General features: G+C 68.1%; 19 protein-coding genes. 12 read left to right on the plus strand and 7 right to left on the minus strand.

All coding sequences use genetic code 11. The features are described 5' to 3' along the window. Nucleotides 1-52 precede the first annotated feature (52 nt). The 3 genes from SLQ31_RS22620 to SLQ31_RS22630 form a co-directional block, all read right to left on the minus strand. Entirely contained in the window at nt 53-1600 is a 1548-nt protein-coding gene (locus tag SLQ31_RS22620) for an adenylate/guanylate cyclase domain-containing protein (RefSeq protein ID WP_319436622.1), read from the minus strand. An 80-nt stretch (nt 1601-1680) separates the two neighbouring features. Next, a complete protein-coding gene (locus tag SLQ31_RS22625; RefSeq protein ID WP_319436362.1) occupies nt 1681-2076 on the minus strand; it encodes a hemophore-related protein in 396 nt (131 codons plus the stop codon). A 95-nt stretch (nt 2077-2171) separates the two neighbouring features. Then, nucleotides 2172-3110 (minus strand): alpha/beta hydrolase, encoded by a 939-nt coding sequence (locus SLQ31_RS22630; RefSeq protein ID WP_319436363.1) that lies wholly within the window; start codon nt 3108-3110, stop codon nt 2172-2174. Between SLQ31_RS22630 and SLQ31_RS22635 the strand changes: the two genes are divergently transcribed. The 8 genes from SLQ31_RS22635 to ribD all read left to right on the plus strand — a co-directional run bounded on the left by SLQ31_RS22635 (nt 3076) and on the right by ribD (nt 12381). Beyond that, nucleotides 3076-3810, plus strand: a complete 735-nt coding sequence (locus SLQ31_RS22635; RefSeq protein WP_319436364.1) for a lysoplasmalogenase — start codon at nt 3076-3078, stop codon at nt 3808-3810. The genes SLQ31_RS22630 and SLQ31_RS22635 overlap by 35 nt on opposite strands. 69 nt (nt 3811-3879) lie before the next feature. Further along, nucleotides 3880-5877 (plus strand): primosomal protein N', encoded by a 1998-nt coding sequence (locus SLQ31_RS22640; RefSeq protein ID WP_319436365.1) that lies wholly within the window; start codon nt 3880-3882, stop codon nt 5875-5877. A gap of 28 nt (nt 5878-5905) precedes the next feature. Further along, nucleotides 5906-7711, plus strand: a complete 1806-nt coding sequence (locus SLQ31_RS22645) for a DUF2207 domain-containing protein (protein WP_319436366.1) — start codon at nt 5906-5908, stop codon at nt 7709-7711. Then, nucleotides 7705-8241, plus strand: a complete 537-nt coding sequence (locus SLQ31_RS22650) for a LemA family protein (RefSeq protein WP_319436367.1) — start codon at nt 7705-7707, stop codon at nt 8239-8241. Before SLQ31_RS22645 ends, SLQ31_RS22650 begins: the two co-directional genes overlap by 7 nt. 4 nt (nt 8242-8245) lie before the next feature. Then, on the plus strand, nt 8246-9175 hold the full coding sequence (gene fmt / locus SLQ31_RS22655; protein ID WP_319436368.1) for a methionyl-tRNA formyltransferase: 930 nt from the start codon (nt 8246-8248) through the stop codon (nt 9173-9175). Then, nucleotides 9172-10674 (plus strand): rRNA small subunit methyltransferase B, encoded by a 1503-nt coding sequence (locus SLQ31_RS22660; RefSeq protein WP_319436369.1) that lies wholly within the window; start codon nt 9172-9174, stop codon nt 10672-10674. Before fmt ends, SLQ31_RS22660 begins: the two co-directional genes overlap by 4 nt. Nucleotides 10675-10684: 10 nt before the next feature. Beyond that, complete coding sequence (gene rpe / locus SLQ31_RS22665) at nt 10685-11380, plus strand: ribulose-phosphate 3-epimerase (RefSeq protein ID WP_319436370.1); 696 nt, start codon at nt 10685-10687, stop codon at nt 11378-11380. Next, nucleotides 11377-12381 carry a bifunctional diaminohydroxyphosphoribosylaminopyrimidine deaminase/5-amino-6-(5-phosphoribosylamino)uracil reductase RibD gene (ribD, locus tag SLQ31_RS22670; protein ID WP_319436371.1) on the plus strand — a complete coding sequence of 335 codons (1005 nt, stop codon included), beginning with the start codon at nt 11377-11379 and terminating at the stop codon, nt 12379-12381. Before rpe ends, ribD begins: the two co-directional genes overlap by 4 nt. Here the strand turns inward: ribD and SLQ31_RS22675 are convergent. Beyond that, nucleotides 12378-12932 carry a type 1 glutamine amidotransferase domain-containing protein gene (locus tag SLQ31_RS22675; RefSeq protein WP_319436372.1) on the minus strand — a complete coding sequence of 185 codons (555 nt, stop codon included), beginning with the start codon at nt 12930-12932 and terminating at the stop codon, nt 12378-12380. The two genes, ribD and SLQ31_RS22675, sit on opposite strands and share 4 nt — an antisense overlap. Nucleotides 12933-12991: 59 nt before the next feature. Here SLQ31_RS22675 and lysA point away from each other — a divergent pair, with 59 nt between their 5' ends. Beyond that, nucleotides 12992-14263, plus strand: a complete 1272-nt coding sequence (gene lysA / locus SLQ31_RS22680) for a diaminopimelate decarboxylase (RefSeq protein ID WP_319436373.1) — start codon at nt 12992-12994, stop codon at nt 14261-14263. Here the strand turns inward: lysA and SLQ31_RS22685 are convergent. Then, complete coding sequence (locus SLQ31_RS22685) at nt 14246-15811, minus strand: MFS transporter (protein WP_319436374.1); 1566 nt, start codon at nt 15809-15811, stop codon at nt 14246-14248. The two genes, lysA and SLQ31_RS22685, sit on opposite strands and share 18 nt — an antisense overlap. Nucleotides 15812-15822: 11 nt before the next feature. Continuing rightward, nucleotides 15823-16521 carry an LppX_LprAFG lipoprotein gene (locus SLQ31_RS22690; RefSeq protein WP_319436375.1) on the minus strand — a complete coding sequence of 233 codons (699 nt, stop codon included), beginning with the start codon at nt 16519-16521 and terminating at the stop codon, nt 15823-15825. Nucleotides 16522-16651: 130 nt separating this feature from the next. On the opposite strand from SLQ31_RS22690, the gene SLQ31_RS22695 reads away from it, so the two are divergent. Both SLQ31_RS22695 and SLQ31_RS22700 read left to right on the plus strand, forming a co-directional pair. Continuing rightward, on the plus strand, nt 16652-17251 hold the full coding sequence (locus tag SLQ31_RS22695) for a riboflavin synthase (RefSeq protein ID WP_319436376.1): 600 nt from the start codon (nt 16652-16654) through the stop codon (nt 17249-17251). A gap of 317 nt (nt 17252-17568) precedes the next feature. Then, nucleotides 17569-21318: an Ig-like domain-containing protein gene (locus SLQ31_RS22700; protein ID WP_319436377.1), complete on the plus strand. Its 3750-nt coding sequence runs from the start codon at nt 17569-17571 to the stop codon at nt 21316-21318. Between the two features lie 631 nt (nt 21319-21949). Here the strand turns inward: SLQ31_RS22700 and SLQ31_RS22705 are convergent. After that, nucleotides 21950-22210, minus strand: coding sequence for a hypothetical protein (locus SLQ31_RS22705; RefSeq protein ID WP_319436378.1), 261 nt, complete (start codon nt 22208-22210; stop codon nt 21950-21952). Nucleotide 22211: 1 nt separating this feature from the next. On the opposite strand from SLQ31_RS22705, the gene SLQ31_RS22710 reads away from it, so the two are divergent. Next, the gene (locus SLQ31_RS22710) at nt 22212-26315 is read left to right on the plus strand and encodes a beta strand repeat-containing protein (protein ID WP_319436379.1); all 4104 of its coding nucleotides are present in this window, start codon (nt 22212-22214) and stop codon (nt 26313-26315) included. The last annotated feature ends 39 nt before the right edge of the window (nt 26316-26354 follow it).

Below are 26354 nucleotides of genomic sequence, written 5' to 3' on the forward strand. Positions count from 1 at the left end.
GGAGTTCCCACCATGGGGTTGCCACCTGTGAACAAGTGGCTGCAACCCGGAATCATTCCGGCTGGACGGGGACGGCCAAGCGGGTCGGTGTACTGCGTCCGCGCAGGACGACCTCGTCACCGGTTCTCCAGAACCGCTGTTCTTCGGCGTCGGCGGCGTCCATGGCGTCTGCGGAAGCCAGCACTTTTGCATCCGTCTTCTTCGCCAACTCGCACAGCCGGGCGGCCTCGTGGACCGGGTCCCCGATGACCGTGTATTCGAAACGGTGGTGCGATCCGATGTTGCCTGCCACCACGATTCCTGCGGCAACGCCGATGCCGACGGCGATCTCGGGGACGTCATGCCGCAGGCGTTCCGCGATCGCCCGGGCGGCGCGAAGTGCGTTGCTTTCGGGCTGTTCCTGCGCGACCGGTGCACCGAACACCGCCAATGCGCCGTCGCCTTCGAACTTGTTGATCAATCCCTCGCAACGCTCGACTTCCTCGACCACGACCGCGAAGAACCGGTTGAGCAGTTCCACGACCTCGACGGGGGGACGGCTGCCGACGACCTCGGTCGATCCGACGATGTCGACGAAAAGCACTGCGGCGCGGCATTCCTCGCCGCCAAGATTGATGTTGCGTTGTTCGGCCGCCAGCGCCACGTCGCGCCCGACGTGGCGTCCGAACAGATCCCGAACGCGGTCGCGTTCGCGGAGGCCCTCGACCATCGTGTTGAAGCCGCGTTGCAGTTCACCGAGTTCGGTGCCGTCGAAGACCACCACGTGGGCGTCGAGGTCGCCGTCTTCCACGCGTTGCATCGCGGCACGCACAACCTGAACCGGCGTGGCGATCAACCAGGACACGATCACGATCAGGATGAAACCGAAAATCGCTGCGGCGGCAGCCAACAGCAGCACGGCGACCGCGAGTTGGGTCACCGTCATGTTGCGCAGCGTCAGGGTGAATGCTGCCACCAACGCGATTCCCACGACCGGCACGCAGGAGCCCAGCACCCAGGCCATGATCGTGCGGCCCAAGACTCCCGGGCCGGCGCGGTGCTCGGGTTTACCGGACTCGAGTGCTTGCGCCGCCACCGGGCGCAGTGCGAATTCGGTGAAGAAGTAGCAGCTCGCTGACACGACGATGCCGCTGAACGTGGTGGCGAACAACATCTTGGGGATGTATGCCGTGTCGACCAATCCGTACAGAGTGGTTAGCAGCGCCGCACCAAAACCCCAGAGCACCAACGGGATAACGGTCAGCCGCCAGGGGGCGCGGAACGTGTTGCGCTGATCGCGCGGGGTGGGAGGGCGTTGTTCGATCGCCCAGCGGAGCGTGTCGAGAACGCGGCGCGTCGCCCAGATCCAGCCGATGACGACCGCGACGACGACGTAGGTCGACGCGACGCGGGTGGTGAGCAGGTGCGCGCGGCCGGCAAAGATGTTGGGCACCGGGATCGCGACCGTGATGACGGACAAGGCGACGGCGACGCCGATGAGATTGGCGACCACCACAAACACCGTGAGAATGATCTGGATGCGAATGCGTCGGCGGCGTTGACTCTCCGAGACGCGACCCAGCAGCCAGGAGCCGTACTCCGGTGTCCGTTGCGCCGGCATCGCTCGATCATTCACCACGCGAGTATGCGCAACGATCACGACGGCCGGGTTACCCCCGGCCGTCGTGCACCGTTATGTGACTAGCCGACGAACTGGTCGAACGCCCACTGGTACTGCGGCGGGATGACCTGAACGCCGCACTGCTTTTGCAGCGTGCCCAGCGGCGCGAGGATCGCGGTGAACTCCTGGTATTCCTGCGGGTGGGACACCGAATAGGCCTGCAGGGTGGCGCTGGCTTGGGCGCGCGGCTGCATCGCCGCGGTCATCAGCATCTTCTGACCGTCCGGGTGGGTGGCCAGGTAGCCCTGAATCCCGCCTTGTGCGGTCGCGACCTGGGCGTCGATGTTGCCTTGGCTGCAGTCGGGTGCGGCGACGGCGGCCGGGGCGGCGATGACCGCCGAGACCAGGCCGGCGGTGATGGCGCCGACACAGATGCCGAGTGTTCGCCGGGTTCCGGCGGCTTCAGCAATTTTCATGGGGTAAATCCCTCCACATTTGAATTCTGTTGCCATTGTGGCCTGTCCGGACGGTCCCGACAAGGTTTGCTGCTAGCACTGCTCTTCAAAGCTGCTCATGCGTGCAACGCTGCGCGCAGTGCGGCTAATCCACGTTCGGTCGCCTCAGTGGCGGCCGGAACGATCCCGGCGTAACCGAGATAGCCATGCACCAGTGTGTCGGCCTGATGCAGCTCGACCGTTACACCGGCGGCGGCCAGCAGCTCGGCGTACCGGGCGCCGTCGTCGCGCAGCGGGTCGTGGCCGGCGACGGCGATGTAGGCGGGTGGCAGGCCGGCCAGGTCGGCCGCCCGGCCGGGGGCCAGGCCCGGCGGCGGGTCGGCCAAGTCGATTTCGCCCGCGTACCAGCGGCTGAAGGCGTCGATGCTGGCCCTGTCGAGCACCGGCGCGTCAGCGTTCTCGGCGAACGACGGCAGCGAGTTGTCCCACATCGTCGACGGGTACCAGAGCAGCTGGAACGCGATCGGCGGACCGGCGCTGTCGCGGGCCAGCTGGGCCACGACAGCGGAGAGCGTGCCGCCGGCCGAGTCACCGGCGACCGCCAGCCGCGAGCCGTCCGCGCCGAAGCTGTCGGCATGGGCGGCCACCCACCGGGTGGCGGCCCATGCGTCGTCGACGGCGGCGGGGTACGGATGCTCGGGGGCCAGGCGGTAATCGACGGAGACGACCAGGCTGCCGGCGCCAACCGCGTGCTGGCGGGCCGTCCCGTCGTGGGTGTCCAGGTCGCCGACGGCGAAGCCGCCACCGTGGAAATACATCGTGACCGGCGGGGTATCAACTCCGTCGGGCCAGTACACCCGGACGGGGATGGGGCCGGCCGGCCCGTCGATGTGGTGGTTCTCCACCCGCAGCTCGGGATGGAGCGGGCGGCGCGGCAGGTCGCGAAACCGGCGGCGCGACTCGTCGATTCCGCCGTCGATGGTCAATTGGAAGGGCACCGCTTCCAGTACCTTCTGCAGGATGGCATCCACCGGCGGTCGGTCCAAGCTGGTCATCAGCCCACCGTACTTACGCACCCCGACACCGTGGTGGCTGGCCGGCGCCGCCGTGGCGATCGGTTACGGCATCTTTCTGCTGATCACCGCGCTGCGGCTGCCCGAGAACTCCCAGCTCACCGGCCTATTCGCGGGCCAGCCCGCGGTCAAGGCGCTGATGGCCGTCCTGCTGGCGGTCGGCGCGCTGTGGCACGGAGAAGCACGGGAGCGACGCTGGCTGGTCGCGGCGCTGCTGTTCTCGGCCGGCGGCGACTTCTTCCTGGCGATGCCGTGGTGGCAGCCGTCGTTCGTGCTCGGGCTCGGCTCGTTCCTGGTGGCCCACCTCTGCTACCTGGGCGCGCTGCTGCCGCTGAGGGCGCCCAGTCGGCCCCGCCTGCTCGCCTCGGCGGTCGTTGTCGTCGCGTGCATGGGTTTGCTGGTGTGGTTCTGGCCGCGGCTGGTCGCCGACGGGCTGACCATTCCCGTCCTGGTCTACATGGCGGTGCTGGCCGCGATGGTGTGCGCGGCGCTGCTGGCCCGGCTGCCCACGCCGTGGACGGCACTGGGAGCGGTGTGCTTCGCGATCTCCGACGGCATGATCGGCATCGGCCGCTTCGTGCTGGACTCGCAGGCACTCGAAGTACCGATCTGGTGGGTGTACGCCACGTCGCAGGTGCTGATCACCGCCGGGTTCTTCTTCGGCCGGGCCGGGCGCGACTAACCGGGCGCAACTAACAGGCCGAGCCACCGGCGACTACGACCCTGTCGGACCCGTCGATAGTCTTCGACGATGCCGATCCGGCGCGCCGCCGAGCACGAACCCATCGCCAGGGTGCTGCCGATGCTGTCGGTGCCGCACCTGGACCGCGAGTTCGACTACCTGGTGTCGGCCGAACAGTCCGACGACGCGCAGCCTGGGGTGCGGGTCCGGGTCCGATTCCACGGCCGGCTGGTCGACGCCTTCGTACTCGAACGGCGTTCGGACACCGACCATGTCGGCCAGCTGGGCTGGCTGGACCGGGTGATCTCGGCCGAGCCGGTGCTCACCCCCGAGGTGCGCCGGCTCGTCGACGCGGTCGCCGCCCGCTACGCAGGCACCCGTCCGGACGTGCTCCGGCTGGCCATCCCGCCCCGGCATGCCAGGGCCGAAAAAACCCAGACCGAGACGCCGCTGTTGCCCGTCATCGATCCGGTCGACCCCGCCGGCTGGGCGCGCTACACCCGCGGTGAGGGATTTCTGACCGCGCTGCGCGACGGCCGCGCCGCCCGCGCGGTATGGCAGGCGCTGCCCGGCGAGCAGTGGTGCGACCGGATCGCCGAAGCCGCCGCCGCCGCGGTGAGCGGCGGCTACGGGGTGTTGGCCGTGGTTCCCGACCAGCGCGATATCGACGCGCTGTGGCAGGCCGCGACCGCGCGGATCGACCCGTCCGCGGTCGTCGCCTTATCGGCCGGGCTGGGCCCCTCGGCCCGATATCGGCGCTGGCTGGCGGCGCTGCGCGGGCACGCCCGGCTGGTCATCGGCACCCGCAGCGCGGTGTTCGCGCCCGTCGAGCGGCTCGGCCTGGTCATCGTGTGGGACGACGGCGACGACAACCTCGCCGAACCGCGCGCGCCCTACCCGCACGCCCGCGAGGTGGCGATGTTGCGTGCCCATCAGCTGCGCTGCGCGGCGGTGATCGGCGGCTACGCCCGCACCGCCGAGGCGCACGCGCTGGTGCAGAGCGGCTGGGCGCACGACCTGGTGGCGCCCCGGCCGCTGGTACGCGCGGCCGCGCCGCGGGTGGTCGCGCTCGACGACACCGGCTACGCCGAGGAACGCGACGCCGCCGCCCGGTCGGCCCGGCTGCCGTCGCTGGCGCTGCGCGCCGCCCGCGGCGCACTCGAGCAGGAGGCCCCGGTGCTGATCCAGGTGCCGCGGCGCGGCTACGTGCCATCGGTGGCCTGCGCCCGCTGCCGGACGATCGCCCGCTGCCGGCACTGCATGGGGCCGCTGTCGCTGTCCGAGCGGGATGCGGCCGGCGCGGTCTGTCGCTGGTGTGGCCGGATGGACAGCTCGCTGCGCTGCCGGCGCTGCGGCTCCGATGCGATCCGCGCGGTGATCGTGGGGGCGCGCCGCACCGCCGAGGAGATGGGCCGGGCGTTTCCCGGCACGACGGTCATCACCTCGGCCGGGGACGCGGTGCACACCGAGATCGAGCCGGGCCCTGCGCTGGTGGTCGCCACCCCGGGAGCGGAGCCCCACGTGCCGGGTGGATACGGCGCCGCGCTTCTGCTGGACAGCTGGGCGATGCTGGGCCGCCAGGACCTGCGTGCCGCCGAGGACACCCTGAGGCGCTGGATGGCCGTCGCCGCGCAGGTGCGTTCCCGCGGCGACGGCGGGGTGGTGGCGGTGGTGGCCGAATCGGCGATCCCGACCGTGCAGGCGCTGATCAAGTGGGATCCGGTGGGGCACGCGGAGGCGGAGTTGGCAGCCCGCGCCGAGGTCGGGCTGCCCCCGTGCGTGCACATGGCCGCTGTCGACGGCAGTTCGGAGGCGGTCAGCGCGCTGCTCGAACATGCCGAGCTGCCCGAGGACGCCGACCTACTCGGCCCCGTCGACCTGCCGCCCGGCGTTCGTCGCCCGCCCGCGACGAAGCCCGGTGAACCCGTCATCCGGATGCTGGTGCGGGTGAGTAAGGACGACGGTCTTGGCCTGGCCGCGTCGCTGCGCCATGCCATTGCCATCGCCAGTGCCCGGCACGACCACGAGGCGGTTCGGGTACAGATCGACCCGTTGCACATAGGGTGAAGCCCACAATCCGACAGGGGGAGGCGAGATGAAGTGGGCCGGCCGGATCATCTGGTTCTCGATCGCCTTGCTGCTCATCGTCATTGGGTTGTTGTGGCCGATGGTGGCCGCCAACAGCTCGCAGGGCGGGCCGCCGGCGGACCCGGTGGTCATCACCGATTACCACGCCGAGTTCGTCGTCGACGCCAACGGCAGGCTCGACGCCACCGAGATCATCACCGGCAATTTCCCCAGCGGGCGGCACGGCATCTTCCGGTACTGGGACGTCGCCAACCTCAACAGCGCGCATGTCCGCCAGGAACCGCGGGTGACCGAGATCCTCATGGACGACCGCCCGGTGCCCTACAAGATGCAGTGGGAGAGCGGAAAACGCTTCCGGGTGGCCAAGATTGGCGACCCGGGCCAGTACCTCGACTACGGGCTCCACGTCTTCCGGATCCGCTACACCATCGACGGTGTCCTCGACCCGGGTGGCACCGGCGCGGACCGGAAGTTCGCGTCGTCGACCGGTGACCCGGCGGGTCGGTCGGCGTTCTTCTGGAATGTCGTGGCCCCGGCGTGGAACAACATGATCGAACGTGCCGACATCTCCGTCGTACTGCCCGGCGGTGTCACCGGCGCCCAGTGCTCGGTCGGCTACGGCGTCGGGCGGGCCTGCGACAACGTGACGGTCAGTGGCAACAGGGTCCATCTGTCGGCCCGCGACCTGGACCCGCGCACACCGGTCACAGTGCGGGTCGGCGTCGACGTGCCCACCCCGCCGCGCGCCGAGCTGCCGTGGACCTACCGCTGGGACCCGGTCCTTGGCCGGTCGCTGCCCGCGGCGCTGTGGCTGGTCGGCGCCAGCATCGCGGCCGCTCTGGGTGGCTTTCTGTGGTGGCGGACCACCGTCGAGCCCCCACCCGGCTTTCCGCTGCAGTACGCGCCGCCGCCGGGTCTGGGCCCGGTGCAATGTGAGTACATCCGCACCGAGAAGGTGCCGCCCAACGGGGTGACCGCGACGCTGTTCTACCTGGCCGAGCGCAAGCTGATCACCCTGCACCAGGTCAGCGACAAGAAGTGGACCGTCACCGGCGCCGCCCCGTCGGCGGCGTGGGCGGACGTCGACCCGGTCAGCGTGGACATCGGCTCCGCGCTCAAGATCATCGGACCCGACGCCCGCTTCGACGCCAACGGCACCGTGGCTTCCGGCAAGAAGCTGTCCAGCGCCAAGACGGACATGATGGCGTCGGTGACGAAGTGGGCGTTCGACGGCTTCATGGTCAAACGCTCACGGGAGCTGTGGCTGCGGCTCTTCACCTTCCTCGCCCTGGTGCTGGCCGTGTGCGCCTTCATCTGGTCCCCGATCACCCTGTGGGGTCTGCCGTTCGCGCTGTTCTTCCTGTTCTCGGCCCGATCGTGGACCATGGGGGTCGGCAGCCGCCGCACCGCCGCGGGGCGCGAACTGTGGTCGCAGGCCGGCGGCTTTTACCGGATGCTGTCCACCGACTCGGCCGAGTCGCGCTTCGACTTCGCCGCCCGCAAGGACCTGTACACCGCCTACATCCCGTTCGCGATCGCCGGCGGGGTCGCCGCCCTGTGGGCCCGTAAGTACCAGACGGCCACCGGCGAGGTCGACCCGCAGCCGGACTGGTACCACTCGTCGTCGGGTACCGGTTGGCATGCGGCCAGCAGCGGTGGTGCTAGTTTCGACAGCTTCGAGTCGGCGTTGTCGTCGTCGATCGGCGCCTACAGCGCCTCACAGTCCTCGTCGTCGTCCAGCAGTGGCGGTGGCGGCGGTGGTGGTGGCGGAGGCGGCGGTGGCGGAGGCGGAGGAGGAGGCGGTTCATGGTGAGCTTCGTGCTGATCGTGGTGCTGGTGCTGGCGGTCTTGGTGCTGATCGGTTTCGTGTTGGGCTACAACAAGGTTCGGGCCGCCGACGTCCGCGTCGACGAGGCTCTCGGCGGTATCGATGTGCAGCTCACCCGGCGGGCCGCGCTGATCCCCGGGCTGGTGCACACCGTGCAGACCTTCGCCGCCCATGAGAAGGCGATCCTGGATCACGTGGCCGACGCGCAAACCGCGCTTGCCGCCGCCACCTCGGGAAAGTCCGTGGCACAACGCACTTCGGCGGAAAAGGAATTCGACACCGCGGTCGGCCAGGTGCTGGCGCTGGGCCAGACCTACCCGCAGCTGAACTCATCGAACAACTTCCTGAACCTGCAGCAGAACCTCGCCGACACCGAGGACAAGCTGGCCTTCGCGCGGCAGTACTACAACGACGCCGTCGCAACGGTGAACCGGTTGATCACCACGATTCCGACGATGTTCGTCGCCGGCATGGCAGGGGTGTCGCAGCGCGAGTTCTATCAGGTGCCAAAGTAGAAGTATGCGAATTGTTTTCGCGGGCACTCCCGAACCGGCGCTGCCGTCGCTGCAGCGGCTGATCGACTCGCCGCGCCATGACGTGATCGCGGTGCTCACCCGCCCGGACGCCGCCGCCGGGCGTCGCGGCAAACCCGCGCCGTCGCCGGTGGCGCGGCTGGCCGACGAGGCGGGCATCCCAGTGCTGCGCCCGACGCGGCCCAACAGCGGTGAGTTCATCGCCGAACTGGCCGAACTCGCACCGGAGTGCTGCGCGGTGGTGGCCTACGGCGCGCTATTGAGCGAGGCGCTGCTGGCGGTGCCGGCGCACGGCTGGATCAACCTGCATTTCTCGCTGCTGCCCGCCTGGCGGGGTGCGGCACCGGTACAGGCAGCCATCGCGGCGGGTGACACGGTAACGGGCGCAACGACTTTCCTGATCGAGCCGAGCCTCGACTCCGGTCCGATCTACGGCGTGGTCACCGAGACGGTGCGGCCCGCCGACACCGCGGGCGATCTGCTGGACCGGCTGGCCGTCTCCGGTGCGGGGCTGCTGGAGGCGACGCTGGACGGTATCGGCGATGCCACGCTGACTCCCGTACCCCAACCCGCCGACGGGGTCAGTCTGGCGCCGAAGATCACCGTCGAGCAGGCGCGCGTGAGCTGGGACCTGCCCGCCCATGTCGTCGACCGTCGGATCCGCGCGGTGATCCCGAATCCCGGCGCCTGGACGATGATCGGTGACCTGCGGGTCAAGCTCGGCCCGGTCAGTGTCGACGAGGCGGCGCTGCCGCTGGCGCCGGGGGAGATCGCGGTGGATCGGTCCGGGGTCAGGGTCGGCACCGGGTCGCAGCCGGTGCTCCTCGGCCAGGTGCAGCCGCCGGGCAAGAAGCTGATGAACGCGGCCGACTGGGCCCGCGGCGCCCGACTCGACGAAACGGTGCGGGCGTCATGAGCGAGCGTCCCGGCCCTGGCGATAAGGGAAAGCCCAACGGCGGCAAGCATTTTCAAAAGTCGCGTCAACAGTCGGGCCAGAAGCGTGAGCGCACCGGTGCGCCACCCGGTCGTGATCGCGCTCAGCAGCGTCCACCCCGGCGCGCGCCGCGGACGCCACTGGATCCGGCCCGTCAGGCCGCTTTCGACGTGCTGCGCGCGGTGTCGGAGCGCGACGCTTACGCGAACCTGGTGTTGCCGTCGATGCTGTCCGAGCGCGGGATCCACGGCCGCGACGCGGCGTTCGCCACCGAATTGACCTACGGCAGCTGCCGCATGCTGGGTGTGCTCGACGCTGTCATCGCGGCGGCGGCGGGCCGTCCGATCGACCAGATCGACCCCGTGCTGCTGGACCTGCTGCGCCTCGGCAGCTACCAACTGTTGCGCACCAACGTCGCCCAGCATGCCGCGGTGTCCACCACGGTCGAGCAGGCCGGCATCGAATTCGACAGTGTCAGAGCGGGTTTCGTCAACGGCGTGCTGCGCAAAATCTCCGGTCGCGACGAGGCCTCGTGGGTGGCCGAGCTGGCGCCTGCCGCGGCGACCGACCCGGTCGGCCATCTGGCGTTCCTGCATGCCCACCCGCGCTGGATCGCCCAGGCGTTCGCCGATGCGCTCGGCGCCGACGCGGGGGAGCTGGACGCCGCCCTGGCCGCGGACGACGCCCGCCCGGCCGTGCACCTGGCCGCTCGGCCGGGGGTGCTGACCGGACAGGAGCTGGCCGCCGAGGTCGACGGGACGGTCGGCCGGTATTCCCCGTATGCGGCGTACCTGGGTGGCGGTGACCCGGGCCGGGTGGCGGCGATACGCGACGGCAAGGCGCTGGTGCAGGACGAAGGCAGCCAGCTGGTGGCTCAGGCGCTGACGCTGGCCCCGCTGATCGGCGACGACGGCGGGCGCTGGCTGGACCTGTGCTCGGGGCCGGGCGGCAAGACCGCGCTGATCGCCGCGATCGCCGCGCAACACGGTGGCAGCGTGACCGCGATCGAGCCGACGCCGCGCCGCGCCGAGCTGGTCGAGCAGAACACCCGTGGCCTGCCGGTCGAGGTGCTGCGGGTGGACGGCCGCGAATCGGGGCTGGAGCCGGGCAGTTTCGACCGTGTGCTGGTCGACGCGCCGTGCACCGGGCTCGGTGCGCTGCGGCGCAGGCCGGAGGCTCGCTGGCGGCGGACCCCTGGCGACGTCCCGGTGCTCGCCAAGCTGCAGCGTGAGTTGTTGGCCGCCGCGATCGCGCTGACCCGTCCCGGCGGTGTGATCCTGTACGCCACGTGCTCGCCGCACCTGGCCGAGACCGTCGGGGTGGTCTCCGACGCGCTGCGCCGTCAGCCGGTGACCGCCCTGGACGCTCGGCCGCTGTTCGCTCCGGCTGACCAGCTGGGCGACGGTCCGTACGTACAGCTCTGGCCGCATCGGCACGGGACCGACGCCATGTTCGCGGCCGCCCTGCGGAAGAACCCCTAGGGTGGCAGCCATGCGCCCGACGATCGCACCGTCCCGTCCGCTGATCGCGCCGTCGATCCTGTCCGCCGATTTCGCCCGTCTCGCCGACGAGGCCGCCGCGGTGGAGGGCGCCGACTGGCTGCACGTCGACGTGATGGACGGCCACTTCGTGCCCAACCTGACCCTCGGCCTGCCGGTGGTCGAGAGCCTGCTGGCGGCCACCGACATCCCGATGGACTGCCACCTGATGATCGACAACCCAGACCGTTGGGCGCCCGGGTACGCCGAAGCCGGGGCGTACAACGTCACCTTCCACGCCGAGGCCACCGAGAATCCGGTCGCGGTCGCCCGCGATATCCGGGCCGCCGGCGCGAAGGCGGGGCTGTCGGTCAAACCGGGCACCCCGCTGGAGCCGTATCTGGAGATCCTGCGCGACTTCGACACCCTGTTGGTGATGTCGGTCGAACCCGGTTTCGGCGGTCAGAGCTTCATCACCGAGGTGCTATCCAAGGTTGCGACGGCGCGACGGCTGGTCGATTCCGGCGAGCTGACGATTCTGGTGGAGATCGACGGCGGCATCAACGCCGACACGATCGAGCTGGCCGCCGAGGCAGGCGTGGACTGCTTCGTCGCGGGTTCGGCCGTGTACGGCGCACAGGACCCCGCCGTCGCGGTGGAGGCGCTGCGCCGCCAGGCGGCGCGTGCCTCGCAGCATCTGCGGATATGACGGCGGTCGAGGCCGCCATGCGACTGGCCATCGCCGAGGCGCAGGGGGTCAAGGGTTCGACGTATCCGAATCCCCCAGTGGGAGCGGTCATCCTGAATGCGGTGGGCGACGTCGTGGGCGCCGGCGGCACCCAGCCGGCGGGCGGCCCGCACGCCGAGGTGATCGCGCTGCGCGCGGCGGGGGAGCGCGCGGCAGGCGGGACCGCCGTGGTCACCCTCGAGCCGTGCAATCACCACGGCCGGACCCCGCCCTGCGTCGACGCGCTGATCCAGGCCGGGGTGGCCGCCGTGGTCTACGCCGTGGCCGATCCCAATCCCGTTGCCTCCGGCGGCGCCGACCGGCTGCGCAGCGCGGGGATCACAGTGACCGCGGGAGTGGGCGACGAGGAGGTGACCGGCGGCCCGCTGCGGGAATGGCTGCACAAACAGCGCACCGGCCAGCCGCACGTCACCTGGAAGTACGCCACCAGTGTCGACGGGCGCAGCGCCGCCGCCGACGGTTCCTCGCAGTGGATCACCAGTGATGCGGCGCGCGCCGATCTGCACGTGCGCCGCGCGGCGTGCGACGCGATCGTGGTGGGCACGGGCACGGTGTTGATCGATGACCCGACGCTGACCGCCCGGCTACCCGGTGGCGGACTGGCCGACCGCCAGCCGCTGCGGGTGGTCGTCGGCAAACGGGAGATCTCCTCGGACGCCAATGTGCTCAACGATGATTCGCGCACGATGGTGATCCGCACCCACGATCCGAACGAGGTCATCCGGGCGCTGTCGGACCGCACCGATGTGCTCGTCGAGGGCGGCCCGACGCTGGCAGGCGCCTTCCTGCGGGCCGGGGTGATCGACCGGATCCTGGCCTACGTCGGCCCGATCCTGCTCGGTGGCCCCGTCACCGCCGTCGACGATGTCGGCGTGCCCAGCATCGCGCGGGCGCTGCGCTGGCGGTACGACGGCGTGGACCGGATCGGGCCCGACGTGCTGCTGAGCCTGGTTCCGCGCTAGCCGGCGAAGGCGGCCACCAGTTTTCCGCAGAATGCCGGCAGATCGTCCGGCTTGCGGCTGGACACCAACGTGTTCGGGCCACTGGTGCACACCACGACCTCCTCGTCGACCCACTCGGCGCCGGCGTTGCGCAGATCGGTCGCCACGCTGGGCCACGACGTGATCCGCCTGCCCTCGACCACGTCGGCCTCGATCAGGGTCCACGGTCCGTGGCAGATGACGGCCACCGGCTTGCCGGCGTCGAAGAAGCTCTTGGCCAACCCGACCGCGGCCGGCTTGGTGCGCAGGAAGTCCGGATTGGCCACGCCGCCGGGCAGCACCAGCCCGTCGTATTCGTCCGCCGACACCGAGTCGGCGGACTTGTCGGCTTCGAAAGTGTCGGCGGGGGTGAGGTGGTTGAACGCCTGGATCTTGCCGACCTCCGTCGACACCAGCTCCGGGGTCCCGCCGGCCTCTTCGACGGCCTCCCACGGCTTGGTGAGCTCGACCTGCTCGGTGCCCTCGGGGGCGACCAGGAATGCGATTCGCTTGCCGGAAAGTTCGTTGCTCATGCCGTTCGGGTACCCGCGGACCCGCGATTAATACGCCTGCGTGGAGCAAGATGACTCAGATGAGCGATCCCGACGTGCTCGGTTTGTTCCCGCCCGGCTCCCTGATCGACGACGGCATGCTCACCGTCGGCGGCTGCCGCCTGGACGTGCTCGCGGCCGAGTTCGGCACTCCGGTCATGGTGGTCGCCGAGGACGCGGTGCGGCAGCGGGCCAGGGACTATCTGGCGGCGTTCCGCGGCCGCTGGGCCCGAAGCGATGTGGCGTTCGCATCAAAAGCGTTCCCGTGCACCGCAATTCAGCGCCTCGTCAGCGAAGAGGGGCTGATGCTCGACGTCGCGGGCGGGGGAGAGATCATGACCGCGCTGGCCGCCGGCGCCGACCCGGCGCGAATGTTGTTGCACGGCAACGCCAAGACCGACGAGGAACTCGAACTGGCCGTCGCCAAGGGCGTCGGCCTGATCGTCGTCGACAACTTCGACGACATCGACCGGCTGGAGCGCATCGTCGAACCAGGTCACCGGCAGGCCTGCCTGGTGCGGGTGGTGCCCGGTATCGAGGCCGACACTCATGCGGCCGTCGCGACCGGGCACGCCGGTTCGAAGTTCGGTCTGCTGCCCGAAGATGCCAGGGTGGCGATCGAGAAGATCCGCCGCAGCAGGGTGCTGCGCTGCGACGGCGTGCACACCCACGTCGGCTCCCAGCTGCTCGATGCCGAGCAGCTGGCCGCCGCCGTGGCTCCGATCGCCGAGCTCGGCAGCTTCGACGTCTACGACTTCGGCGGTGGGCTCGGCGTCCGCTACACCTACGCCGATCACCCGCCAGAAGTGGACGTCTACGCCCAGACCATGATCGACAAGGCCCGCGGGCTGATCCCCGCCGACGCACGCATCATCGTCGAGCCGGGCCGGTCGATGACCGCGGGCGCCGCGTGCACGGTCTACCGGGTCACCACCGTCAAGCGCGGGCAGATCACCCACGTCGCGGTCGACGGCGGGATGGGGGACAACCTCGAGGTGTCGCTGTACGGCCAGCGATTCGAGGCCGCGCTCGTCGACCGGCTCGGCGGCGGCGACACCGTCACGGTGGTAGGCCGGCACTGCGAGTCCGGAGACCAACTGATCGACGGTGTGCGCCTTGACAATCCCGCCGTCGGCGACCTGCTGGCCGTGCCCGTCACCGGGGCGTACTGCTACACGATGTCCAACCAGTACAACGGCGCGCGCCGGATCCCGGTGGTGTTCGCCACGGGCGGCGATGCCCGGCTGGTGGTGCGCCGGGACACCTGGGCCGACCTGCTGGCCCGCGACGTGGAGCTACCGCGAAGCGGGTAGCGTCTCTTCGGCTTCGAGCTCGTCGGCGTGCGCCTGCTTGCCGCCGATGAACAGCGCCAGTGCGGCGCCGACCAGGCACACGATGACCGTGATGAAGAAGATCGAGCCGTACTGCATGGCGAACGCGGTGCGATAGCGCACGGCCTCGCCGGCAAGTTTGGCAGCCAGGCTGTTGCCGCCCGGGCTGGGCAGGGTCGCCAGGATCTGGTTGAACCGATACAGGCCCCATGCGCTCAGTGCCGCGACGCCGATCAGCATGCCCGTCATCCGGGCCACCACGACCAGCGACGACGCGATGCCGTGCTGGGCCGCCGGCACCACGCGTAGCGCAGCCGAGGTGAGGGGACCGATCACCAGGCCCAACCCGAGACCGGCCAACGCGAGGTCGGTGTCGATCACCGGCAATGACGCGAAGCCCAGATCGTGGCGCGCACTGGCGACATTGGTTCCCCAGTGCGACACCAGCCAATAGGCACCCGCGGAGATCAGCATGCCGACCACCGCGACGATCCGGTCTCCGATCCTGGTGGCGACCCAGCCGCCGATCAGGGCGCCGATCGGCAGCGCGATCAGGAAGTGCAGCAGCAGGAAGGCGGCTTGCGTCTGGTCCTTGCCCAGCACGCCCTGGCCGAACAGCTCGACGTTGACCAGGGTGACCATCAGCGCCGCGCCCGCGCACAGCGAGGTGCCCAGTGCGGCCAGGAATGGGATGAACCGCACGCCGGCGGGTTCGATCAGCCGGGTGCGGGCGAAGCGTTCCCAGACAAAGAAGGCGATCGCCGCGACGACAGCCCCGCCGACCAGCAGCAGGCCGTGCGGCGGCAGCAGCTGCTTGCCATCGGGGGCCGGGTTGTAGAGACCGATCACGACCAGGCCCAACGCGATCGCGAGCAGAATGCCGCCGACCAGGTCGACCTTCTCGGGGTTCGCGGTGCGATCGTGGCCCGGCAGGCTGAAATGGATGGCGATCATCGCGATCAGGGTCAGCGGCACGTTGATCCAGAACACGTCCTGCCACTTGCCGAGCAGGAGCACCACCCCGATGCCGTATAGCGGGCCGAGCACGCTGCCCAGTTCCTGGGCGGCGCCGATACCGCCGAGCACCGTGGCCCGGCTGCGGGCGGCCCATAGGTCGGCGGCCAGCGCCAGCGTGACGGGCAACAAGGCCCCGGCGGCGATGCCCTGGACGAGCCGACCGATCACCAGCATCGTCAGGTCGGTCGACAGTGCCGTCACCACCGAGCCCACCGCGAAGGTGACCAGGGACAGCTGCAGCATCAGCTTGCGCCCAAAGCGGTCGGACAGCCGGCCCAGCAGCGGCATGGCCGCGATGTAGCCCAGCATGTACCAGGTGATGATCGGCGTGACCTGCTGGAGCTTGTTCACCGGGATGCCGACCGTCGACATGATGTCGACCATGATCGTGACGACGACGTAGGTGTCGAGCGCCCCGAGCAATACGGCAAGGCTGCCCGCGCTGATCACGATCCGGCGGCTGCGGCCGGAGGTCGGCGCCGGGTGCGCGGCGATATCGGGGGAGTCAGCCATGACTCAGACCGTCAGACGGCGGGCTTGGTGACGGTGACCGGCTTGTCCCACTCCGACAGCGTGATCTGAATGCTGCCGCCATTGCCCGTGTCGGCCTTGGCCTGCACCAGCTGATGGGGGTCGGCCTTCTGGATCCACACGGTGGCGGGCAGCGGGCTGGTCGCCTTGAGCGGGATCAGCTTGTTCATGGCGTCGGCGCTGACCTTGCCGGAGACCCGCACGGTGTCGACGCCGTTGATGGTCTCGCTGGCCTCCGACTTGGGGTCGGTGATGTTGGCGAGCCAGTTGCCAAGGCCGTTGTCGGGGTTGAGCACCACCGAGGGGTCGTAGATGTCCTTGGCCGGGCCCATATCGAGCCAGTTGTTGGGGGTCAGCGCGGCATACAGGGTGCCGTCCACGACCACCAGCTGGATGTCGACGTCAGAGCCGCCCATCGAGATCGTGGAGTTCCCGGACACCGCGACGGCGGGGATGTTGGTCAGGTCGCCGGTGAGCTTCTTGACCGGCAGGCCATCGATCTTGCCGTTCACGCTGATGTCGAGGTGGGCGCTCTTGAGGCCCTTGGTGACTGCGATGGACTGCTGCAGCAGTCCAGCTGCGTCCGGCAGTGGCTCGGAGGGCTTCGACGACGACGAGCAGCCGGCGACGAACAGGGCTGCTGTGGCGAAGAGGGCGACAAGGACGGCAAACATTCGGCGGCGCGTCGGCATAGGTGCATCGTAGAGGGTCGACCCGACCTGACTTCAGTCGCCAGGGCGGCATGGCCCCGCCTCGTGGGCCGTGACCTGCGATTTTAGTGGAGCTAAGCGAGTGTCGTCGGGCCCGGGCTAGATTGGGCGCGTGTTCACCGGAATCGTCGAGGAGCTGGGCGAGGTGGTCGGCAAGGATGACTTGGCCGACTCCGCCCGATTCGTCATCCGCGGGCCCGTCGTCACCACCGACGCCCGCCACGGCGACTCGATCGCCGTCAACGGCGTGTGCCTGACCGTGGTCGACGTGCTGCCCGACGGCCGGTTCAGTGCCGACGTGATGGCCGAGACGCTCAACCGGTCCAGCCTGGCCGCTGTCGACGTCGGCAGTGCGGTGAACCTCGAGCGCGCCGCCGCGCTCAACAGCCGGCTCGGTGGCCACATCGTTCAGGGTCACGTCGACGGCACCGGTCGGGTGGTGAGCCGGACGCCGTCCGAGCATTGGGAGGTCGTGCGGATCGCGCTGCCGCCCGAGCTGTCGCGCTATGTCGTGGAAAAGGGCTCGATCACCGTCGACGGCATCTCGCTGACGGTCTCCGGACTCGGTCAGGATTGGTTCGAGGTGTCGCTGATTCCGACGACGCTGGGGCTGACCACTCTCGGTCGCTCTCCGGTCGCGACTCCGGTGAATCTCGAGGTGGATGTCATCGCGAAATATGTCGAGCGTTTGCTCGCCGATCGCGCGGGGTGACCCGCAGCGCGCAGCTAATCACTTGATCAGGCACAGGCGTTTGCTGCTCGGCCCTGCCTCGTGATTCTTCACGTGTTCCCTGCGGGATGAGAACGGGAGTACCCGTCCCGAATCGGCTGTTCAGCGGACTGTTTGAATTTGCATTCTTAATTGTCCTTGGCGAAAACGCTCGGCGATGTTAAGTTGCGGAGCAGTACGTAACCTGCGTCTCCCCCGAGCAAAGTGTGTGAGCCGCGTCGCAACCGTACGGCCCTTCGGCAGAAGGGGGGCCGTGGTGAATCTGTCGACGTAGAACACTCGGAGCACAAGGAGTAGCCATGGCCGCCGTTAGTCCGCGGAAACCGCGCCGGACTCAAGGCCGCCATCGCAAGCCGTCCAAATTCGAAACCTCGAACTGCGCGCACTGGCTGGGTGTCGGAGCCGTCGGTGTCGGGCTGGCCGCGGCCGTCGCCGGCGGCCAGGGCACCGCGTCGGCGAGTACGGATGGCTCATCGAATGCCGGCTCTGCCAACAACTCGCCGTCGGCGGGACCGGCCAGGGCAGCGTCGCAAAATCACCAGCGAACCGCTCCGGGCAACGCGCAGGGCAATGCCGGGTCGAAACGGTCGCCCGTGTCGACGGCGACGGCGACGGCGACGGCGACCACGCCCCGTCCCCGTCCGCGATCGGGTGCGGCCGCCGCGCTGGTGACGTCGACCAGCCAACCCGTCACAGCGGTCCGCACCGTCGTGCTGACGCCCGCGCCTGCCGCGGACCCGGTGGCCAACGCAATCAGTCTGATGCAGCACAACCTGTCCGAGATGGGGACCGCGGTGCTCCGCAACGGCGCCCGTGCCGGCGACGAGTTACGCGCCGAAATCGGCCGCATCACAGGCGAACTCAACAAGATCCTGCCCGCTCCCAGCAGTGCGGCGGCCCAGCCCACCGTGGCCCAGCCCACCGTGGCGTCAAGGACTGCGTCCGCATCGGAAACACCTGTCGAAAAGGCGCTCGACACACTCCAGATTGTGCTGAACCAACTCGTGGGCTGGCCCGAGCCGCCGACCTTCAAGTTCGTCACCCCGGCGAACTACCTCCTGGACCAAGCGCTCGATGCCCACGACCTCACGATCGACCTGAACTTCGCGAATCCGACCCCGTCCTTTCGATGGGCCCCCGATCTCATGCGCATCGTGCACTTGTTCATCCAGCCGATCGACCCCGACTACACGTTCGCCATCGGGCTCAACGTCTTGGGTTCCCTGCTGAACCGGATCGTGCCGCCCTTCACGATCAAAGACCCCCAAAGCGCCACCCTGACCAAGACGCAGGTGGCCGCTGCGGCCGTCGGCGCGATGGTGAAGGTCATGGATGAATTGCTGGCCGGCGACTTCAACCCGGAGCACTGGCGGGACGCCGCCGTCGCGGGCGGGACGGCTGGTATTACGAACCCGTCGAGCGTCCTGAACATGACGTTCACCACGGGTGCGCAACCCAACCTGTTCTCGCTGATGGCGTATATCGCTGTGGTCGCGGTCTATGACCGATTCCGATGGGTGGCCCTCGACCACCTCCCGATGGTGGCCAGCAGTACCCAGACCGGCCAGCTTCTGACCATCGTCTCCGGCAAGGTGACCGCCACCGACGCCGACGGCGACCCGCTGATCTACACCTCCACCCAGGCCGCCAAGGGCATCGTCACTGTCCTGCCGGACGGCTCGTGGACCTACACGCGCACCTCCGACCTCGCGAGCTCGGACACCGACTCGTTCACCATCACCATCGATGACAGCTTGGGCCAGATCGGCCAAGGGGGCTTGGACCATCCGTACGCGCCCGACGGTCACACGGTCACCGTCGTCGTCAACGTGAGCTACACCGGCACGCTGAACGTCGCACCGGTCGCTGTCGGGTCAGCGGGGCTGCCCGACGGCATGGGCGTCGTGCGGGGCACTGTGACGGCAGTCGATTTCAACGGGGACTCCCTGACGTACAGCCTGGTCAACCCGGGCACGACAGGCGCGACCAGCAGCTCGATCTACACCACTGAAGGTGGCATCGTTGCGCTGAACACGGCCACCGGCGCGTTCGTGTACATCCCGAAGGTGTCGACCGACCTCCTTCCCGCATTGGATACCGATACGTTCCAGGTGCAGGTCGCCGATGGCAACGGTGGCACCGCCACCGCATCGGTCGTGGTGCTCTCGAACCTCTCGCCCGGCACCACGACAACAAGCACCAGCGCCTACACCGAGAACGGCAAAGTCAATGTCCCGGGCGATGATTCGGGCCTGCTGACCTACAGTCTCGGCGCCGGCCCGTCGAAGGGCTCGGTGGTGATCAACGCCGACGGGACCTACACCTACACCCGCAGCGTCTCGAGCACCGGCAGTACCTCCGACACCTTCACGATCATCGGCACCGATACCAGCGGCAAGACGGTGACTCTGCCGACCGTCTCGGTCTCGCCCCCACTGATTACCGTGACACCCACGACCACTGTCACGGGCGGGACGTTCATTCCGCCCACCAAGCTCCTCGGTGTTGTTACCGTGCCGGGGACCCAGACCACGACCGGCACGTTCAGCGGCGTCGATGCGAGTAGTCAGCCGGTGACGGTCGCCTCCGGTATCTACACCTCGGCTCTGGGCGGGACGATCACGGTGGCCGCCGGTGGCGGATTCCTCTACTCGCACACCGCACTCGACGACGAGTGGCATAAAGCGGCCGCGCTCGACGCGCCGGCCACCGACAAGGCCGACACGGTGAAGATCAACGTCACCGACTCGATGGGCGGCGTCTCCCAGGTCACGTTCTCAGTGCCGCTTGCGACCGAAAACGCGGCGCCGTCCTCGAGCGCCTCGGTCGGCAGTGCCGACGGTCTCGGTGTGGTGCGCGGGTCGGTGTCGGGGTCGGACAGCGACGGCGATTCGTTCACGTATTCCCTTGCCGGCGCGGGTAATCCGGGCGGCGCCACGTCCGCGTCGACGTACACCAGCAAGGGCGGCATCGTCGCGCTGAACCCGGACGGTTCGTTCACCTACATCCCGAACGCGTCGGCGTCGACGTCGGATTCGTTCAAGGTCTTGGTCTCTGACGGCCATGGCGGCACCACGACGGCCACCGTGAACGTGTCATTGAGTACTCCGTCGCCGCTGGCGAACGTCAACACCTCCACCCACGGGACTGTCACCGGAAACCTGAACATCCCGGCGGCCGATAGCGCGCTGATGACCTACAGCCTCGGCGCTGGCCCATCGAAGGGCTCGGTGACCGTCAACCCCGACGGCAGTTTCAGCTACACCCGCACGTCCGGTCTGAACCACACCACGACGCCGAACGATTCGTTCACCGTGATCGGCACCGAGGTCGCCACCGGCAAGACAGTGACGATCGCGACGATCAACGTCGTTCCGACGGTGGACAACGCCGTTCCGGCGGCAGGCATAGTGACGGTCGCGTCCTCGTCGCTGACGTCGGCTGCCACTCGGAAGCAGACGACCACGGGCACCATCGGCGCATCCGACGCTGACGGCGATGCGCTCACCTTCACCGCGGGGACCCTCTCGACCGTCAATGGCGGGTCGGTGACGGTTGCAGCAGACGGTTCGTTCACCTACACCATCAGCAAATCGCTGGTCAGCAGCTATTACCACGACGCGGCAAAGATCGGCGCCCTCGGCAACGCCGTCGGGGACAACTTCATCGTGACGGTCAGCGACGGCTTCGGTGGTAGCACGACGTTCACGGCCGTAGTGCCGATCTATGCGACCAACACCGCTCCGTCGCTCACCGACGGCATCCGGTGGCCCGGGAGCACCATGTTCGGCAGTTCCACCACGTGGACGACGGTCTTCGGTAGTGACATCGACGACGGCGATTCGGTGAGTTACGCCATCACCCAGCAGCCGGCGAACGGTATCGCGAGCTACGACTCGGGATCGCAGATCCTGAGCACGACCGGCACCGAGACGGGCGACACCATCGTCCTGACCGTGTACGACGGCTATTACGTGGTGAACAACGGCGTGGTGAGCACCACCCCGTCCAGCATCTCCAAGACGTATACGGCTCAGCAGAACGCTTAGCGTTTTCCGGCGTCTTACGCGCCCGTCAAACCATCCGAAACGTACCTTTGCTAAATTCCTGATGCTAGGCGAATGCTCAGCATTCGTTTTCGACACGCGTGTGGAACTTTGACGATAAAACCGCAGGTCGCTGCGTTTCGCAAAAACTTGACTGAGACAAGCTTTGGCGAAACGTTGTAAGTAGTGTTACGTTGCGGGCCGGTCAGTGACGTTCATCTCCGCGTGCTGGATTGCGGGGATCAGTCACATCGGACGTGTCGGGAGAGTTGGTGGCTTCGAAGAAGAAGCAGGTGGGTCGCCACCGGAAGCAGGCTGCTCGCCACCGGAAAGTCGTCGCTCGCAACCGGAAGCGCGCTGCCCGCAATGGCATTTTCGCCGCTGCGATGGGGCTGGGTCTGGCCGTAGGCATGGGGCAGGGGGTGGCCTCGGCCACCACCGACGGCGGGTCATCGAATTCCGGCGCGGCATCGCATTCGGGGAGCAATTCGGGGAGCAATTCCGGCCCTTCCGCCAGCTCCAACCGCGCAAAAGGATCTGTCGGGTCTGCGCGCACTCGCTCGACGGGCAAACAGCAGACCGCGGACTCGAACAGCGGTTCTACGGTGTCGGTCCGGCCGACGGGCACGACCAGTCAACCGCAAACCTCGACAACGCCAGCAACGACCACGACGCCAGCAACGACTACGTCGACCGACGGCACGACGACGACGCCATCGACTGACGCCACTCCGACCGACGCGACGACCACGACGACCACGACCACGACGACCGGCACGGCCACTACTCCGTCGACCCCGAGCGCGACGACCGTCGTCGATCCGAAGTCCACCACCGCCAAGGCCAGCGCGGGGAAGACCGCCGTCGCCGCAGCGGCGTACTCAATGAATGGCAATGTGTCGGCGGCTCAGGACGACGCGGGCCCGATCACCACCCCGGCGAATTACGCCCTCCAGACCTCACTTGACGCCTGGGGCGCGCAGATAAACGCCTTGCTGGCGGCTCCGCTGACCTATTCCAACAGCTGGCTCAAATTCCCGATCACATTCCTGAACGCGTTCTTCACGTCCTCGGTCGTGGCGGACAGGTTCTCCTACCAGCTCAATGGCCTGGCGAGCCTCATCAACCAGTTCGTGCCACCGTTCAAGATGGTGGATGGCGCACCGTCCACGATCACGCCGGCGTCGGTGACGGCGGCGGTGCTCGCGGGCGCCATTGTGGTTTTCAACTACGCGCAGAATCCCGACCCGATCGCGTGGGGGAACGAGGCGATGAGCCTCGGGGCGGCGATGGTGGCGCTCGCCAGTGGCGATCTGATCAACGGTTTGTCGGATCCGATCACGTCGGCCGCGTCCGGCGCCTTCCTTTCCCCGAAGACCGTCCTGGACTCGACGATCAACCTGGGGGTCCCGGCGAATCCGGTGTCGCTCATGATGTACGTCGTCGTGGTCGCGATCTTCCAGCGGTTCGCGGACGTGGCGACCGATCACGCGCCCGTCGTGACCGACATGCAGCAGACCAGTACGCGCCTACCGGGCGCCAGCGGGACCACCGTCTCTGGCTACGTGCAGTTCTACGATGCCGACGGCGACCCGATCACCTCGTACGGCTTCACCGAACCCAACGACAGCCGCTTTACCGTCACCGTCGTCGACGGCACCAACGGGCGGATGAATTGGACTGTGTGGGACTGGAATCCGCTCGGCGCCTCGACCCCCAAGACTCTGACGTTCACTCTGACGGTCCTGGCGCAAGGCGACGGCGAGATCAGCGTGCTGCATCCGTACATGCCGGACGGCGACACCGCCACCACGCAGAAGACCGTCACCGTGACCGTCTACTACAACCAAGCCGTGGGGTCGATGACCAACACGGTCGCAAGCACCTCGGCGCTGGGCGTGGTTCGCGGTGTGGTCTCGACACCGGCGAGCCCGGACAACCCGACGACCTACACGCTCAACGGCGCCAGCGGGGGAACGGCGTACACCGCCAACGGCGGCATCGTCAAGCTCAATGCGGCCACCGGCGCGTACGTCTACACCCCGAACCGGGCATCGAGCGCGACGACGGATACGTTCCAGCTGACGAGCACCGATAGCTTCGGCCACGCCTACACGACTGCCGTGTCGGTGCCCGTGAGCTCCGCGTCGCCGGTAACCACCTTCAACACCCGGACCGGCACGGTGACCGGCGGCCTGACCATCCCCACGGGCAGTGCCGACGTCGGACTGATGAACTACAGCCTCGGCACCGGCCCCAACCCCGCCAGGGGCACGGTGACGGTGAACGCCGATGGCACGTTCGTCTACACCAGGTCGTCGACGGCTGGATCACAGCCGACCACAGACTCCTTCACGATCCTGGGCACCGACAGCACCGGGAAGACGGTGACCGTCGCTCTGGTCAACGTCAACGCGACCCTGGGCAACAGCGCGCCGGTGGGCACGGGTCTGACCACCGACTCTCCCGTTGGTGCGCCGACGTACAACGCGGGCGGCGGTCCGCGGGACGAGCAGCACACGACGGGCACGCTGCACGCGACGGACGCCGATGGCGATCCGGTGACGTTCACGGCCGGCACCTACACCACGGCCCAGGGTGGGTCGATCTCGGTCAACGCGAACGGCACGTTCACCTACGACAAGAATGTGTTTGCTCCCTTCGGAGTTCACAACAGCTACTGGCATGACCATGCCGTCGCTGGTGATCCCGGCGACACGTTCACCATCAATGTCAAAGACAGCTACGGCGCCACCACGGCGGTCACGTACTCGGTCCCGATCGCGAAGCTCAACGCGGCGCCCACTGTCGACAGTGGAACGGTGAACAACAAGACCACCTCGGCCATGGGTGTGGTGCGCGGCAACATCGCGGGTTCCGATGGTGACGGCGACAGCCTGACCTACAGCATGGTCGGTGCCACGAACGGCTCGGTGTACAGCTCAGGTGGCGGCATCGTCAGGATCAATTCGGACGGCTCGTTCTCCTACACCCCGAACGTCGGCGCCACGTCGGATACGTTCCAGGTGCTCGTCAACGACGGCCATGAGGGCATTACGCAGGCGACCGTCAGCCTCACCGGACTCACCACTCCGTCGCCGACGACGAATGTCAATACCGGCACTCCGGGCAAGGTCACCGGCCAGTTCAACGTTCCTGCCAGTGACAGTGGGTTGTACACCTACAGCTTGGGCACCGGACCGTCGAAGGGTGCCGTGACGTTCAATGCCGACGGCACCTTCAGCTACACCCGCACAGCCGGTCTGGGCCACACCACGACGCCGAATGACTCGTTCACCATCGTCGCCACGGAGATCGGCACCGGTAAGACCGTGACGATCGCGACGATCAGCGTCACCCCGACAGTCGCCAACGCCGCACCGGCGGGTAACGGTGTGACAGTGGGCAGTTCGTCGCTGAGCCGGGTCACCGGACCGAACGACAAGCAGGATACGACTGGCACGCTGAAGGCCATTGATGCCGACGGCGATGCGGTCACCTGGGCGGCCGGCACGTACAGCACCGCACAGGGCGGCTCGATCACCGTCAATGCCAACGGCACCTACTCCTACACCATTCAGAAGTACGCCTGGTTCGGTGTCTCAGACAGCTACTGGCACGACCATGCGGTCACCGGTGACCCCGGCGACACGTTCACGATCAATGTCAGCGACGCCTTCGGTGGTACCACCGCGGTGACCTACGGCATTCCGATCGAAAAGCAAAACGCCGCACCGACTTTGAGCGGCGGGGTGGCCAGTTCGAGCACGAGTGGCCTCGGTGTCGTGCGCGGCACCATTACGGGTGGCTCCGACGGTGACGGTGACGGCCTGACCTACACCCTGGTCGGTGCGACCGGTGGCTCGGTCTACGGATCCAGCGGCGGCATCATCACGATGAGCGGCACCTCGTTCACCTACATCCCGAAGTCGGGAACCACGTCGGACACGTTCCAAGTCCAGGTGAGCGATAACCACGGTGGCACGACCACGGCGACGGTCACCCTGAACGGGCTGACGACGCCGTCGCCGCAGACCAACACCAACGGGGTGGCCGGCGTAACCAACGGCTCGCTGAACGTGCCGGCCGGCGATACCGGATTGGGGCTGACATACAGCCTTGGCAGCGCGCCGTCGAAGGGCAGCGTGACCGTGAACGCCAACGGCACGTACACCTACACCCGGACGGCGGGTCTGGGCCACACCACGACCACGAACGACTTCTTCACGATCAAGGCCACCGATGCCACCGGGAAGTCGGTGATCATCGCGACGATCAACGTGGCGCCGTCGGAGATCAACAACGCACCCACCGTGACCGTCAACGGCAGCTCCGGGACGGTCACGCTGTCCGGTCCGGGATCCAAGACCAACCCCAACGCGGCCGGGGTCCAGACGGTCACCGGCATGACATTCGTCGCCAGCGACGCCGACGCCGACGCACTGCTGATCAACAACAAGTTCGATGGCACCGGCACGACATTCGCCCTGGCCAGCGGCGGCACCATCGCCACCGCCAACGGCGGCACTGTGACCGTCAACTCCAACGGCACCATGTCGTACTCGATCAGCCAGAACGCGGCCTACTTCCACGCCGCAGCCAAGATGGGGGCCAGCGCGGCGCAAAAGACGGACTGGTTCAACTTGACCGTCACCGACGGCTACGGCGGCACCAGCACCGTCAAAGTGGTCGTCCCGATCTACGCCGAAAACAGGGACCCGGGTTCGAGCGCCAACAAGGTCGGCAATAGCTGGACGTCTATAAAAGCGACCGATCCCGATGGCGAGACGATCTCGACCACGAAACTCAGCGCGGTGCCCACTGACGCCAACCCCGGCTCGGGGTACATCGTCTCCACCGGGGACTCCCTGACCGGCAACCTCAACTCCGGCACCGCCGCCCTCACCAAGTTCTCCGCGTTTACCATCACCGTCTACGACGGGTACTGGAGGACGTCCAACGGCGTGGTGACCAGCACGCCGGGCCAGAAGCAGGTCTGATCTCCGCCCCGACACCGTCTCGAGTGTGGAAGCAGTGGA

It is taken from the genome of Mycobacterium sp. RTGN5, assembly GCF_033804465.1.
Taxonomy (GTDB): domain Bacteria; phylum Actinomycetota; class Actinomycetes; order Mycobacteriales; family Mycobacteriaceae; genus Mycobacterium.

What these genes read in the sequence shown, in the direction of transcription:
- SLQ31_RS22620 (WP_319436622.1), bottom strand. Translation starts at nt 1,600, where the DNA reads ATGCCGGCGCAACGGACACCGGAGTACGGCTCCTGGCTGCTGGGTCGC.
- SLQ31_RS22625 (WP_319436362.1), bottom strand. Translation starts at nt 2,076, where the DNA reads ATGAAAATTGCTGAAGCCGCCGGAACCCGGCGAACACTCGGCATCTGT.
- SLQ31_RS22635 (WP_319436364.1), top strand. Translation starts at nt 3,076, where the DNA reads ATGGCATCCACCGGCGGTCGGTCCAAGCTGGTCATCAGCCCACCGTAC.
- SLQ31_RS22630 (WP_319436363.1), bottom strand. Translation starts at nt 3,110, where the DNA reads ATGACCAGCTTGGACCGACCGCCGGTGGATGCCATCCTGCAGAAGGTA.
- SLQ31_RS22640 (WP_319436365.1), top strand. Translation starts at nt 3,880, where the DNA reads ATGCCGATCCGGCGCGCCGCCGAGCACGAACCCATCGCCAGGGTGCTG.
- SLQ31_RS22645 (WP_319436366.1), top strand. Translation starts at nt 5,906, where the DNA reads ATGAAGTGGGCCGGCCGGATCATCTGGTTCTCGATCGCCTTGCTGCTC.
- SLQ31_RS22650 (WP_319436367.1), top strand. Translation starts at nt 7,705, where the DNA reads ATGGTGAGCTTCGTGCTGATCGTGGTGCTGGTGCTGGCGGTCTTGGTG.
- fmt (WP_319436368.1), top strand. Translation starts at nt 8,246, where the DNA reads ATGCGAATTGTTTTCGCGGGCACTCCCGAACCGGCGCTGCCGTCGCTG.
- SLQ31_RS22660 (WP_319436369.1), top strand. Translation starts at nt 9,172, where the DNA reads ATGAGCGAGCGTCCCGGCCCTGGCGATAAGGGAAAGCCCAACGGCGGC.
- rpe (WP_319436370.1), top strand. Translation starts at nt 10,685, where the DNA reads ATGCGCCCGACGATCGCACCGTCCCGTCCGCTGATCGCGCCGTCGATC.
- ribD (WP_319436371.1), top strand. Translation starts at nt 11,377, where the DNA reads ATGACGGCGGTCGAGGCCGCCATGCGACTGGCCATCGCCGAGGCGCAG.
- SLQ31_RS22675 (WP_319436372.1), bottom strand. Translation starts at nt 12,932, where the DNA reads ATGAGCAACGAACTTTCCGGCAAGCGAATCGCATTCCTGGTCGCCCCC.
- lysA (WP_319436373.1), top strand. Translation starts at nt 12,992, where the DNA reads ATGAGCGATCCCGACGTGCTCGGTTTGTTCCCGCCCGGCTCCCTGATC.
- SLQ31_RS22685 (WP_319436374.1), bottom strand. Translation starts at nt 15,811, where the DNA reads ATGGCTGACTCCCCCGATATCGCCGCGCACCCGGCGCCGACCTCCGGC.
- SLQ31_RS22690 (WP_319436375.1), bottom strand. Translation starts at nt 16,521, where the DNA reads ATGCCGACGCGCCGCCGAATGTTTGCCGTCCTTGTCGCCCTCTTCGCC.
- SLQ31_RS22700 (WP_319436377.1), top strand. Translation starts at nt 17,569, where the DNA reads ATGGCCGCCGTTAGTCCGCGGAAACCGCGCCGGACTCAAGGCCGCCAT.